General features: G+C 67.2%; 12 protein-coding genes and 1 tRNA gene. 8 read left to right on the top strand and 5 right to left on the bottom strand.

The genetic code is table 11. The annotated features are described in order from the left end of the window. Positions 1-3: 3 nt before the first annotated feature. The 4 genes from PVZ77_RS08530 to PVZ77_RS08515 form a co-directional block, all read right to left on the bottom strand. Positions 4-378, bottom strand: a complete 375-nt coding sequence (locus tag PVZ77_RS08530) for a histone-like nucleoid-structuring protein, MvaT/MvaU family (RefSeq protein WP_007158514.1) — start codon at positions 376-378, stop codon at positions 4-6. Between the two features lie 349 nt (positions 379-727). Further along, positions 728-1,303, bottom strand: a complete 576-nt coding sequence (locus tag PVZ77_RS08525) for a hypothetical protein (RefSeq protein WP_273807165.1) — start codon at positions 1,301-1,303, stop codon at positions 728-730. A gap of 155 nt (positions 1,304-1,458) precedes the next feature. After that, positions 1,459-1,535: transfer RNA gene (locus tag PVZ77_RS08520), tRNA-Asp, on the bottom strand. A gap of 164 nt (positions 1,536-1,699) precedes the next feature. Next, positions 1,700-2,647, bottom strand: a complete 948-nt coding sequence (locus tag PVZ77_RS08515; protein WP_273807164.1) for a LysR family transcriptional regulator — start codon at positions 2,645-2,647, stop codon at positions 1,700-1,702. Between the two features lie 178 nt (positions 2,648-2,825). On the opposite strand from PVZ77_RS08515, the gene PVZ77_RS08510 reads away from it, so the two are divergent. From PVZ77_RS08510 to PVZ77_RS08485, 6 genes are all read left to right on the top strand, one after another. Continuing rightward, positions 2,826-4,124, top strand: coding sequence for an MFS transporter (locus tag PVZ77_RS08510; RefSeq protein ID WP_273807163.1), 1,299 nt, complete (start codon positions 2,826-2,828; stop codon positions 4,122-4,124). Between the two features lie 12 nt (positions 4,125-4,136). Next, positions 4,137-5,321, top strand: coding sequence for an L-rhamnonate dehydratase (rhmD, locus tag PVZ77_RS08505; RefSeq protein ID WP_273807162.1), 1,185 nt, complete (start codon positions 4,137-4,139; stop codon positions 5,319-5,321). Positions 5,322-5,342: 21 nt separating this feature from the next. Then, positions 5,343-6,677, top strand: coding sequence for an MFS transporter (locus PVZ77_RS08500; RefSeq protein ID WP_273807161.1), 1,335 nt, complete (start codon positions 5,343-5,345; stop codon positions 6,675-6,677). Between the two features lie 20 nt (positions 6,678-6,697). Then, on the top strand, positions 6,698-7,498 hold the full coding sequence (locus PVZ77_RS08495; protein WP_273807160.1) for an HpcH/HpaI aldolase/citrate lyase family protein: 801 nt from the start codon (positions 6,698-6,700) through the stop codon (positions 7,496-7,498). Between the two features lie 13 nt (positions 7,499-7,511). Further along, positions 7,512-8,945, top strand: coding sequence for an aldehyde dehydrogenase (aldA, locus tag PVZ77_RS08490; protein ID WP_273807159.1), 1,434 nt, complete (start codon positions 7,512-7,514; stop codon positions 8,943-8,945). Positions 8,946-9,053: 108 nt separating this feature from the next. After that, entirely contained in the window at positions 9,054-9,278 is a 225-nt protein-coding gene (locus PVZ77_RS08485) for a DUF2188 domain-containing protein (protein ID WP_273807158.1), read from the top strand. Positions 9,279-9,297: 19 nt separating this feature from the next. On the opposite strand, the gene PVZ77_RS08480 is transcribed toward PVZ77_RS08485, so the two are convergent. Then, entirely contained in the window at positions 9,298-10,206 is a 909-nt protein-coding gene (locus PVZ77_RS08480) for a LysR family transcriptional regulator (RefSeq protein ID WP_273807157.1), read from the bottom strand. Between the two features lie 367 nt (positions 10,207-10,573). Here PVZ77_RS08480 and PVZ77_RS08475 point away from each other — a divergent pair, with 367 nt between their 5' ends. Together PVZ77_RS08475 and PVZ77_RS08470 are read left to right on the top strand one after the other, a co-directional pair. After that, a complete protein-coding gene (locus tag PVZ77_RS08475) occupies positions 10,574-11,737 on the top strand; it encodes an isovaleryl-CoA dehydrogenase (RefSeq protein ID WP_273807156.1) in 1,164 nt (387 codons plus the stop codon). 10 nt (positions 11,738-11,747) lie between these two features. Then, positions 11,748-13,355 (top strand): carboxyl transferase domain-containing protein, encoded by a 1,608-nt coding sequence (locus PVZ77_RS08470; RefSeq protein ID WP_273807155.1) that lies wholly within the window; start codon positions 11,748-11,750, stop codon positions 13,353-13,355.

Here is a 13,355-nt window from a genome sequence, read left to right as displayed (position 1 = left end):
GCGTTACTGCAGCCAACCTTCCACGGTATCGGCGCCGTGTTCGGCTTTCCAGGCCTTGAGCAACTTGTGATTGCCGCCCTTGGTTTCGATGATTTCGCCGGTCTTGGGATGCTGATAACGCTTGGTGCTGCGCGGACGACGCTTGCCAGCCGGCTTTTCCGGATGCGGCGTCTGCGCCTTGTGCTTGGGGGCAGCGTTGGGATCCAGAATGCCGATGATATCACCCAGGTTCATGTGATATTCATCCATCAGCGCCTGGAGCTTACTTTCGAACTCGATTTCTTTCTGCAGGGAACTGTCTTGCTTGAGATCTTCGAGCAGTTGCAGTTGGGCGCGAAGTTGCTCTTCGGCAGCACGGAATTCGGCGAGGCGGGACATGGGCACTCCTGGCGACTATCTGAAAAGGCTACTGGAAACTTCGCCCGCAAGCGAAAGTTGCACGCGAAGATAAAGGATTGATGCCCCGGATGCCAGTGACAAGTAATCCTTTTGAAAAAATAGCGAGCACTTCTTGCGACGGCAAGTTTGCATATTAAGAAAACCTTAAGCCAAGCCGGAGAATTGACGCCAACAAGGTCCTGAGAGGCATCTTCGCAAGTAACCGTCCAGTAACCGAATCCATCGAAGAGCTGCCAAGGGGATACAAACCCCCAGTTCAACTGCATAAGCATGCAGAAGTTGGCGAAACGTGAAGGTTTTGACTTCGCGAAGCGCTCTGGCATACCCCTCAGGCGGATGCATCCAGATCTGGTTGCGCCTCGGGCACGGGCTGCCAGTTGAACGTCCGCGCTATTACCCGCCGGTATTCGGTGTCTATGGTGACCGGCGTCCGGCGAATATAGTCTCGCGCATGCGCCTGCCGCTCGTGGTCGAGTTTGCGCAGGTAGTCGAGCGCCTGCTCCGCCGTAGGCATGCGCTGATTGAGGCCGCCGCTGCGCGGTGGCAAGGCGGTCCAGACCACAGCATCGACACCCTGCTCCGCGGCCCAGGCGGCGATGCGCTGCTGGAACGGCGAGTGCGGGCCGCTTGGCCAGCTGCCGATGCATTCGAGCTGTTCCCGCGGTACCCCTTCGCGCTCGCGCAAGGCTTCGCGCGCCTCATCCAGGGTGTCGACCGCCAGATAGGCCCAGAGCACCTGGACCTCGGCCACGCCCTCGCAGATGACCGTGGCCAACTCGCCGCTGTCGCCCTCCCGGGCGAATTCGATGGGCAACCAGGGTCCGTCGACGAACCAGTCCGAGGCGACCGGCAATTCCGCCGCCTTCCAGATCAATGAACCCCAACCCAGACAGGCGATCTTCATGGCCATTCCCGCGCATCGATGATAGCCATTGGAGGCTACCGAAGCGTTGGGGTTTCCCGGCGGCAAGACTTGGCGACAAAAATGCAAGACGAAAAAAAGCGGCCTCTAGGGCCGCTTCTTTCGTTACCCGCGAGGCAGAGCTCACGGGCGGTATGTGGCGCAGCGGACGGGACTCGAACCCGCGACCCCCGGCGTGACAGGCCGGTATTCTAACCGACTGAACTACCGCTGCGCATGGAAGCCTTGCGGCATCCTGCTGGCCTTTGCCGAGAACCCGTTCAGCGGGGTTCTCGGCACCAGCGGGCGCTAAGATACTGATTTAGCAGGGAAGAAACAACAGGGACAGCGAAAATATTTCTCGCCATACAAGGGCGACGGCGCAAGCTAGGACGGCGCTCAGACGGTGGTGCCCGCGGCCTGGCGTCTGAGCAGGCCAAGAAAGCCCTCCAGCGCCGCGCTGGGTACCTGGCCGGTGCGCAGCAGGATCCCGAAGGGTGTCAGGGGTTCGGTGATTTCCAGGTCGAGCGAGACCACCAGCGCGGTACGCAGGTGATCGCGCACCACCGCCTCGGTCAGCACCAGGATGGCGTCGGTGATCTGCACCAGCTGCAGCATGGCGAACACCGAGCCACATTCGATGACGTCGGCCGGGGGTGGCAGCTGGCGCCGGGCGAAGGCCGCCTCCAGCGCCACCCGGGCCGGACTGGCTTCGGGCTGCAGGATCCAGGGCCAGTCCGCCACCAGCTCGGCCAGGTCGGGTGGCGCGCGATCGGTCAGGGGATGCCCGGTACGGACCACCACCGCCAGATGCTCGTTGCCCAGCGGCTCGAAGGTGAAGCGACCGAGATCGGCAGGTTGGGTGAAACGGGCGATGGCCACATCGATCCGCTCCTGTTCCAGCAGTTCGGTGAGCTGGTCGCTGGTATCACCAAGGATGCGCAACTGCAGGCCGGGTTGGCGCGCCTTGCTCGCGGCGATGGCGCGCACCACCAGATCGGGCAAGGCACCCATGATGGCCCCCACCGCCAGATGCCCATAACCGCCGGAGCGGCGCGCATCGAGGTCTTCGGCGCAGCGATCCAGGCCATTGAGGGCACGCCGGGCGAATTCGATGATCTCCACGCCCAGCGCCGTGGGTGTCAGTCCCCGCGCCTGACGCTCGAACAGCACGCAGCCAAAGGCTTCCTCCACGTCCTGCAGCATCCGCGTGGTGGCCGGCTGCGACATGTGCAGGGCTTCCGCGGCGCGGTGCAGATTGCGGGTCCCGGCCAGGGTCACCAGCATCAGCAGATGCTTGTAGCGCAGCCGACCAAACAGCGCGCGGGCATGGGGGGAAGCGTTCATCGGCGGCATCCTGGTGGCGCGAGCGGACGCGGCCGGCAGGGCTCGATGGCTCTGGCCAGGCCGCCGACGCGTACCGATACCTTAAGGGTATCGGTCCTAAACAAAAAGCGATTATCCAGGCATTGCAACTGCGACTACCTTGAGCCGTGGCCGAATCACAACAACAAGAGAGATCGCCATGCACACCACCCTGTCACCGGGGCTGGTCGCCAAGGTCACCCGGCGCCTGCTGCCCTTCCTGCTGCTGATGTACGTCATGGCCTTTCTCGACCGGGCCAACGTGGGTTTCGCCAAGGTCGCCTTCCAGGCCGATACCGGCATCTCCGACGCGGCCTTCGCCTTTGGCGCCGGGGTCTTCTTCGTCGGCTACGCCTTTCTCGAGATACCCAGCAACCTGATCATGCACCGCGTCGGCGCCCGACTGTGGATGTGCCGGATCATGGTCAGCTGGGGCCTGATCTCCGCCGCCATGATGTTCGCCCACACGGCGACCGCCTTCTATGTGCTGCGCTTCCTGCTCGGCGTGGCCGAAGCCGGCTTCTTCCCTGGCGTCATCCTCTACCTCACCTACTGGTTCCCCTCGCGCTACCGCGCCCGGGCGCTGGGCTTCTTCTACTTCGGCGCGCCCCTGGCCTTCATCTTCGGCAGTCCGCTGTCGGGCCTGCTGCTGGAATTCGACGGCTTCGGCGGTCTGCATGGCTGGCAGTGGATGTTTCTGGTCGAAGGGGTGCTGGCCAGCCTGGTGGGTGTCTGGGCCTGGTTCTACCTGGACAACCGGCCGCGCGATGCCCGCTGGCTGAGCGACGCGGAAAAGCAGGCGCTGCAACAGGCGCTGGAGGCCGAGGACGCCGCCAAGCCGCACCACGGCGGGCTGCTGCGCCTGCTCGGTCAGCCGCGCATCCTCCTGCTGTGCAGCATCTACCTGCTGATCCAGGCCAGCGTCTATGGCGTGGTCTTCTACCTGCCGACCCAGGTGGCCGGGCTGCTCGGGCAGAAGGTCGGGCTGCTGGTCGGCCTGGTCTCGGCGATTCCCTGGGTGTGCGCCCTGCTCGCCGCCTGGCTGATCCCCAGCTGGTCGGATCGCACCGGCGAACGCCGCCGCACCGCGGCCGCCACCCTGGCCATTTCCGGCCTGGGCATCGCCGCCTCGGTGACCTTCTCGCCGCTCTATGCGCTGCTCGCCCTGTGCTTTGCCGCCGCCGGCTTCATCGCGGTGCAGCCGCTGTTCTGGACCTTTCCGTCCGATCAGCTGCGCGGTAGCGCCGCCGCGGGCGGCATCGCCCTGATCAATACCTGCGGCGCCATCGGCGGCTTCATCGCCCCCCTCGCCAAGCGCTGGGCCGAGACGACCTTCGCCCACCCCGGCGCCGGCCTCTATCTGCTCGCCGGCACCACCCTGGTGGCCGCCGCCCTGATCCTCGGCCTGCGCCGCCGCGACCAGGCCGATCCCCAACCCCAGCTCACGCCCAGTCATTAAGGGAGCTTCGCCATGACCCTACCCACCATCAAGCAGGTGCGCGCCCACACCCTCCGCGGCGGTGGCGCCGACTATCACGATCAGGGCGACGGCCACTGGATCGACGACCACATCGCCACGCCCATGGCCAAGTACCCGGAATATCGCCAGAGCCGCCGCAGCTTCGGCATCAACGTACTGGGCACCCTGGTGGTGGAAGTCGAGGCCAGCGACGGCACCGTGGGCTTCGCCGTCACCACCGGCGGCGAGCTGGGTGCCTTCATCGTCGAGCGGCACCTGGCGCGCTTCCTGGAGGGCGCCAAGGTCACCGACCTGGAGAAGATCTGGGACCAGATGTACCTCTCCACCCTCTATTACGGGCGCAAGGGGATCGTGCTCAACACCCTCTCCGGGGTGGATCTCGCGCTCTGGGACCTGCTCGGCAAGCTGCGCCAGGAACCGGTGCACCAGTTGCTCGGCGGCGCCGTGCGTGACGAACTGCAGTTCTACGCCACCGGCGCCCGGCCGGACCTGGCCAAGGAAATGGGCTTCATTGGCGGCAAGCTGCCGCTGCAACACGGCCCGGCCGAGGGCGAGGAAGGCCTGCGCAAAAACCTGGAGGCCCTGGCGACGATGCGCGAGCGGGTCGGCGACGACTTCTGGCTGATGCTCGACTGCTGGATGAGCCTGGACCTCAACTACGCCACCCGCCTGGCCCAGGGCGCCCAGCAATACGGCCTCAAGTGGATCGAGGAGGCGCTGCCGCCGGATGACTACTGGGGCTATGCCGAACTCAGGCGCAACGTGCCGAAGGGCATGCTGGTCACCACCGGCGAGCACGAGGCCACCCGCTGGGGCTTCCGCCTGCTGCTGGAGATGGGTTGCTGCGACATCCTGCAACCAGATGTCGGCTGGTGCGGTGGCCTCACCGAGCTGATCCGCATCTCGGCGCTGGCCGATGCCCACAACGCCCTGGTGGTACCCCACGGCTCCTCGGTCTACAGCTACCACTTCGTCATCACTCGCACCAACAGTCCCTTCGCCGAGTTCCTGATGATGGCGCCCAAGGCCGACGAGGTGGTGCCCATGTTCCATCCGCAATTGCTCGACGAACCCGTCCCGGTGCGGGGCCGCATGCGCGCCTCGGCACTGGACCGGCCCGGCTTCGGGGTGCGCCTCAATCCGGAGTGCGCCCTGGAACGTCCCTATCGCCACTGAGGCGTTGCCCGGGAGGGCTGAATGAAAGCGACCCAAGACACCCTGGCGGCACCCGTGCCGGATGCGCGTCCCGCGGCGACGCCGCTGCCACCCAAGAGCGCTCGCCTCAAGCGGGTCCAGGTGATCGCCCTGGCGCTGCTGGTACTGGCCGGCTTCGTCAACTACCTGGACCGTAGCACCCTGGCCATCGCCAACCAGACCATCAGCGGCGAGCTGGGCTTCACGCCGACCGAGATGGGCCTGCTGCTGTCGGCCTTCGCCTGGGCCTATGCCTTCGCCCAGTTGCCCATCGGCGGCTTGCTGGATCGCTTCGGCGCGCGCCTGACCCTGGGCCTGGGCATCTGCCTCTGGTCGCTCGCCCAGGGCGTGCTCGGGCTGCTCGGCAGCCTGCACCTGATGATCCTCGCCCGCATCGGCCTGGGCATCGGCGAGGCGCCGCAATTCCCGGCCGGCGCCAAGGTGGTCAGCGAGTGGTTCAACGTGCGCGAGCGCGGCCTGCCCTCCGGCATCTTCAACCTGTCGTCCTCGCTGGGGCCGGCGATCTCCCAGCCGATCCTCACTGCGCTGCTGCTGTGGCTGGGCTGGCGGCAGATGTTCATCGCCATGGGAGTGCTCGGCGTTGCCGTGGCGGCGCTCTGGTACCTGAGCTATCGCGACCGGGTGCAGGTGGTGCTGGACGCCGCGGAGCGGGCGCACCTGGACGCCGGCCTGCCACCCCAGGACGCCGGCCAGCGGCTGACCTTCGCCGACTGGCTGGGGCTGTTCCGCCGCCGCCTGACCTGGGGCGTGGTGATCGGCTACGTGGGCATCATCTACATGCTGTCGCTGTTCCTGACCTGGCTGCCGGCCTACCTGGAACGGGTCCATCACCTGTCCCTGTCCCAGGCCGGCTGGGTCGCCAGCCTGCCGTTCCTGGCCGGCGCCTGTGGCGTGATCGGCGGTGGCCTGCTGGTGGATCGCCTGACCCGCAGCGGGCGCAGCCTGGCCTTCAGTCGCAAGCTGCCGATCTGCGGCGGTCTGGCGGCGGCCGGGCTGTTCGCCCTGTGCAGCGCCGGGGTGACCGGCATCGGCAGCGTCATCCTCTGCTTCAGCCTGGCACTGTTCAGCCTCAACGTGGCAGTGGCCGGCACCTGGTCGCTGGTCAGCGTCGCGGTGCCCTCGCACCAGGTGGCCTCGCTGGCCAGCATCCAGAACTTCGGTGGCTACTTCGGCGGCGCCTTCGCCCCGGTCATCACCGGCATGATCGTCCAGCAGACCGGCTCCTTCGGCCTCGCCCTCGGCATCGCCGCCGCGGTCGCGGTGGCCGGCGCCCTGAGCTATGGGCTGCTGGTCCGCCTGCCGGACACCCCTTCCTGACCCCTTTGGAGACGACCGTCATGGACCTGCCTCGCAATCCCTTCAAGGCCCGCCTCACGGGCAGCGATACCCTCTACGGCCTCTGGGCCGGCTTCGCCACCGGCTATGCCGCCGAGATCGCCGCCGGCACCGGCTACGACTGGCTGCTGATCGACGGCGAGCACGCCCCAAACACGGTGCCCAGCATCCTCGCCCAGTTGCAGGCGGTGGCGCCCTATGCCACGGCGCCGGTGGTGCGCTGCGTCACCGGTGACGCGGTGCTGATCAAGCAGTTGCTCGACATCGGCGTGCAGACGCTGATGGTGCCCATGGTGGAGACCGCCGACCAGGCTCGCGCCCTGGTGCGGGCCATGCGCTATCCACCCCACGGCATCCGAGGTGTTGGCGGCGGCCTGGCCCGCGCCACGCGCTGGGACGCGGTACCCGACTACCTGCACAACGCCCATCGCGAGCTGTGCCTGATCGTCCAGGTGGAATCGCGGCTGGGCAGCGACAACGTCGCCGAGATCGCCGCGGTGGAGGGCGTGGACGCCGTCTTCGTCGGCCCGGCCGACCTCTCCAGCGGCCTCGGCCATGCCGGCAATCCGGGCCACCCCGAGGTGCAGGCACGTATCCGCGCCGCCATCGATGCCACCCGCGCGGCCGGCAAGGTGGCCGGGATCCTGGCGCCCCAGGAAGACGATGCCCGGCGCTATCGCGACTGGGGTTGCCAGTTCGTCGCCGTCGGCATCGACATCAGCCTGTTCCGCCAGGCGGCGCTGGCCAACCTGGCCCGCTATCGCCCCCTCGAAGCGCCCCAGGCGCCCTCTCGCACCTACTGACCCGGAGTCCGCCATGGCCGATCTGCCGCTTTACCAGAACTACATCGATGGCCGCTTCCTGGCGGCCGCCGAGGACTTTCTCGTCCACAACCCGGCCACTGGCGAGGCCCTGGCCCGGGTACCCGCGTCCAGTCGCGAGGACGTCGACCAGGCCATCGCCGCCGCCCGTCGTGCCCAGAAGCCCTGGGCCCGCAAACCGGCCATCGAGCGGGCCGGCTACCTCAGACGCATCGCCGCCAAGCTGCGCGAGCAGGCGCCGCGGCTGGCCAAAACCCTGGTCGCCGAACAGGGCAAGATCCACGGCCTGGCCGAGGTGGAGGTCAACTTCACCGCCGACTACCTCGACTACATGGCCGAGTGGGCGCGGCGCATCGAAGGCGAGATCATCACCAGCGACCGGCCCGACGAGCAGATCTTTCTCCTGCGCAAGCCGCTGGGCGTGGTGGCCGGCATCCTGCCCTGGAACTTCCCCTTCTTCCTGATCGCCCGCAAGCTGGCGCCGGCGCTGATGACCGGCAACACCATCGTCATCAAGCCCAGCGAAGAAACCCCGATCAATGCCCACGAATTCGCCCGCCTGGTGGCCGAGACCGACCTGCCGCCCGGGGTGTTCAACCTGGTCAGCGGCGCCGGCGCCGTGGGTGGCCAGCTCAGTGCCCATGCCGGCATCGACATGGTCAGCTTCACCGGCAGCGTCGGCACCGGCTCGCGGATCATGGCCGCTGCCGCACCGAATCTGACCAAGCTCAATCTGGAGCTGGGCGGCAAGGCGCCGGCCATCGTCCTGGCCGATGCCGACCTGGACCTGGCGGTCCGGGCGATCCGTGACTCGCGCATCATCAACACCGGGCAGGTGTGCAACTGCGCCGAGCGGGTCTATGTGGAACGCGCGGTGGCCGAGGACTTCATCGAGCGCATCGGCCGCGCCATGGCCGCCACCCGCTATGGCGACCCCCAGGCCGACACCGGCGTGGAGATGGGACCGCTGATCAACGCCGCCGGCCTGGACAAGGTGGCGGCCAAGGTCGACGCCGCCCTTGGCCAGGGCGCCCGCCTGGTCACCGGTGGCAGTCGCGCCGACCTGGGTCGCGGCTTCCACTTCCAGCCCACGGTGCTGGCGGACTGTCGCGCGGACATGCCGATCATGCGCGAGGAGATCTTCGGGCCGGTGCTGCCGATCCAGGTGGTGGACGATCTCGACGAAGCCATCGCCCTGGCCAACGACTGCGAATACGGCCTCACCTCCTCCGTCTATACCCGCAGCCTGAGCAAGGCCATGCACGCCATGCGCGAGATCGACTTCGGCGAGACCTACATCAACCGGGAAAACTTCGAAGCCATGCAGGGCTACCACGCCGGGGTGCGCAAATCCGGCATCGGCGGCGCCGATGGCAAGCACGGCCTCTATGAGTACACCCATACCCAGGTGGTCTATCTGCAGGGCTGAGACTGGCTACCTGGTCCAACCGCTTCGCTCGAATGTTCTCGGGCGAACGCGGGTCGAAACAGGTGCAACCCAAGACCAGGCGTGGGCCAGCGGCCCCAGGGAGACCAGATGCAGAACTACCACATCCTACCCACCGACACCGGCTGGGAATTCAAGGAGGAACATGGCGATCGTGCCCTGCTCAAGGCGTCGACCAAGGACGCCATCGTCCACCAGGCGGCGCAATACCTGGATGGCAAGACTGGCAGCGTCAAGATCCACACCAGCGACGGCCGTATCGAGGAAGAGCGTACCTATCCCCGCAGTGCGGATCCGGCCCAGTCCAGGGGCTGACGCCGAGCGGGTGCCTCCGCTACCCCGCCGCCGACACCAGGAACTGCCGAAACGCCTGGGCCCCGGGGCTCAGGCGGTCTTCGGGACTCCAGATCAGGCCCAGCTCCATGGGCGGGATGGCATCGGCCACCGGGCGGGCTTCCAGCTTGCGCCCTTCCAGCGACCAGCCGCGATAGAGCATGTCGGAGAGGATGGTCACGCCGAAGCCATGGGCGACCAGGCCGCGCAGGGACTCCATGGACGAGGTCTTGAACACTACGTTGGGCGCAAGGCCCGCCGCGCGCCAGTAGCGCAGGGTCGAGGTCTCGCCTTCGTCCACCGTGGCGAGGATATAGGGATAAGGCGCGATGTCGGCCAGGGTGACGCGTTCCGCTGCCAGCAGCGGATGGGCGCTGGGCAGCCAGAGCTGGCGCGGCGAGCGCATCAGCAGGTGGCGCTCGAAGGGCTGGGTGGCATCGACGTTGGAGATGACGGTGAGGCCCAGCTCCAGGGTGCCATCGTTGATGCCGGCTTCGATGCTGGGCCGGTCCATGTCGCGCAGGTCGATGTCGATCTGCGGATAGCTGCGCTTGAAGCGTGCCAACAGGGTCGGCAGGTAGTAGCCGAGCACCGCATAGGAGGCGCCGACGCGCGCCTGGCCGGTCAGGGCATGGCTCTGGAACAGCGGCTGGCTGACGGCGTCCTGCAGGGTGTCGAGGATGTGCCGGGCATGGTGGTAGAACTGGTGCCCCTCGGCCGTGAGCTTGACGCCGTGAGGCAGGCGTTCGAACAGCCGCACGGCGAGCAGCGCCTCCAGCTGGCTGACCGCCGTGGTGACCGCCGACTGGCTGACATTGACCGCACTGGCGGCCAGGGAAAACTGGCTGTTCTCGGCGGCGGCGACGAAGTAGCGCAGCTGCCGCATGGAAATGTCCTTGAGCAATGCCATCTGATTTTCCAATACCTGGATTCTATTTTTATCGTTTCACGATAGCGCATTTCCTCTCCTAGACTCAGAGGCACAGGCCGGCCGCCTTCCTCTTGCGGTCGCCATGACAAGAATAATGACCAGGAGGACGGACCATGCGCGCCCTGGCGCCCGCGTTCCGCACCCGCGCCCCATGCGCACCCTTGCCCTGCCGTCGGCCGCCCTGGCCGACGGTTTTCCAGCATTCGCCTGCGCGCCACGCACGCTCCTGGCCATCGGCGCTGCCCTGTCCTGTTTCTTTCAGCTCCGCGCCGTACCAGGTGGCCGCCCCGTGCGCGCCCGATCGGCTGACCGCTCTCACCCGACAATCCCAACAACAGGTGACCCCATGAGCTACCCGAGTCTCAACTTCGCCCTGGGCGAGACCCTCGATCTGCTGCGCGATCAGGTCCGCCACCTGGTCGCTCGCGAGGTGGCGCCCCGCGCGAGCGAGATCGATGCCAGCAACAGCTTTCCCATGGACCTCTGGCGCACCTTTGGCGACCTTGGGCTGCTCGGCATCACCGTGAGCGAGGAATACGGCGGCTCCGGACTCGGCTACCTGGCCCATGCGGTGGCCATGGAGGAGATCAGCCGCGGCTCGGCGTCGGTCGCCCTGTCCTATGGCGCCCATTCCAATCTCTGCGTCAACCAGATCCATCGCAACGGCAGCGCCGCGCAGAAGGCGCGCTACCTGCCCCGGCTGGTCAGCGGCGAGCACGTCGGCGCCCTGGCCATGAGCGAACCCAACGCCGGCTCGGACGTGGTGTCCATGAAGCTGCGCGCCGACCGCCGCGGCGATCGCTTCGTGCTCAACGGCAGCAAGACGTGGATCACCAACGGGCCCGATGCCCATACCTATGTCATCTATGCCAAGACCGAACCGGAAAAGGCTGCCCATGGCATCACCGCCTTCATCGTCGAGCGTGACTGGACCGGTTTCAGCCGTGGCAGCAAGTTCGACAAGCTGGGCATGCGCGGCTCCAACACCTGCGAGCTGTTCTTCGACGACGTGGAGGTGCCGGAGGAAAACGTGCTGGGCCAGGTCAATGGCGGGGTCAAGGTGCTGATGAGCGGCCTGGACTACGAGCGCGTGGTCCTCGCTGGCGGCCCGGTGGGCATCATGCAGGCCTGCCTGGACGTGGTGCTGCCCTATGTCCACGACCGCAAGCAATTCGGCCAGAGCATCGGCGAATTCCAGCTGATCCAGGGCAAGGTGGCCGACCTCTACACCGGCCTCGCCGCCAGCCGCGCCTATCTCTATGCGGTGGCCCAGGCCTGCGACCGCGGCGAGACCACCCGCAAGGACGCTGCCGGTGTAATCCTCTACACCGCCGAGAAGGCTACCCAGATGGCCCTGGAAGCCATCCAGATACTCGGCGGCAACGGCTATATCAACGAATACCCCACCGGCCGCCTGCTGCGCGACGCCAAGCTCTACGAGATCGGCGCTGGCACCAGCGAGATCCGTCGGATGCTGATCGGCCGCGAGCTGTTCAACGAAACCCGGTGAGGAGCCCTCCATGACCGTGCTGACCTCCACGCTGAACCGGCGCACCCCGGACTACCAGCGCAACGCCGCCGCCATGGCCGCGCAACTGGCCCGGCTCGACCAGCTGCTGGCGCGCATCCGCGAAGGCGGCGGGGCCAAGGCCCAGGCGCGCCATACCGCGCGCGGCAAGTTGCTGCCCCGCCAGCGCATCGATCTCTTGCTGGACCCCGGCTCGCCCTTCCTGGAGATCGGCGCCCTGGCCGCCCTCGACGTCTACGAGGAAGAGGTACCGGCCGCCGGGGTGGTGGCCGGCGTCGGCCGCATCGAGGGGGTCGAGTGCATGATCATCGCCAACGACGCCACGGTGAAGGGTGGCTCCTACTATCCGCTCACGGTGAAGAAGCACCTGCGCGCCCAGGCCATCGCCCAGCAGAATCGGCTGCCCTGCCTCTATCTGGTCGATTCCGGGGGCGCCAACCTGCCGCGCCAGGAGGAGGTCTTCCCCGACCGCGAGCACTTCGGGCGGATCTTCTTCAACCAGGCGACCATGAGCGCCCAGGGCATCCCGCAGATCGCCGTGGTGATGGGCTCCTGCACCGCCGGTGGCGCCTATGTGCCGGCGATGAGTGACGAGACCATCATGGTGCGCCAGCAGGCCACCATCTTTCTCGCCGGCCCGCCGCTGGTGAAGGCCGCCACCGGCGAGGTGGTCAGCGCCGAGGAACTGGGCGGCGCCGATGTCCATTGCCGCCTGTCCGGCGTGGCCGATCACTACGCCGAGAACGACGCCCATGCCCTGGCCCTGGCGCGGCGCTGCATCGCCAATCTCAACTGGCGCAAGCTCGGCGAGCTGCAGCTCAAGACGCCCACCCCGCCCCTGTACCCGGCCGAGGACCTTCACGGCCTGGTGCCGGCCGATCCCAAGCAGCCGCTGGAGGTACGCGAGGTGATCGCGCGGCTGGTGGACGGCAGCGTCTTCGATGAATTCAAGGCGCAGTTCGGCACCACCCTGGTCTGCGGCTTCGCCCACCTGCACGGGCATCCGGTGGCCATCCTCGGCAACAATGGCATCCTCTTCGCCGAATCGGCGCAGAAAGGCGCGCACTTCATCGAACTGGCCTGCCAACGCCGCATCCCGCTGCTGTTCCTGCAGAACATCACCGGCTTCATGGTCGGCAGGAAGTACGAGGAAGGCGGCATCGCCAAGCACGGCGCCAAGCTGGTCACCGCGGTGGCCTGCGCCCGGGTGCCCAAGTTCACCGTGATCATCGGTGGCAGCTTTGGCGCCGGCAACTACGGCATGTGCGGCCGCGCCTACGATCCGCGCTTCCTGTGGATGTGGCCCAACGCGCGCATCGGCGTGATGGGCGCCGAGCAGGCGGCCGGGGTGCTGGTGCAGGTCAAGCGCGAGCAGGCCGAACGTGCCGGCGAAGCCCTCGACGACGAAGAGGCGGCGCGCATCAAGGGCCCCATCGTCGAGCAGTACGAACGCCAGGCCCATGCCCACTATTCCAGCGCGCGGCTCTGGGACGACGGGGTGATCGACCCGGCCCAGACCCGCGAGGTCCTCGCCCTGGCCCTCTCGGCCAGCCTCAACGCCCCGCTCGAGCCGACGACCTTCGGCGTCTTCCGGATGTAG

Source organism: Pseudomonas sp. SHLD1 (genome assembly GCF_028640935.1).
GTDB classification, from domain to species: domain Bacteria; phylum Pseudomonadota; class Gammaproteobacteria; order Pseudomonadales; family Pseudomonadaceae; genus Chryseomonas; species Chryseomonas aestiva.
Note: the sequence above shows the minus strand (reverse complement) of the source record. Positions and strands in the feature narration are given on the sequence as shown.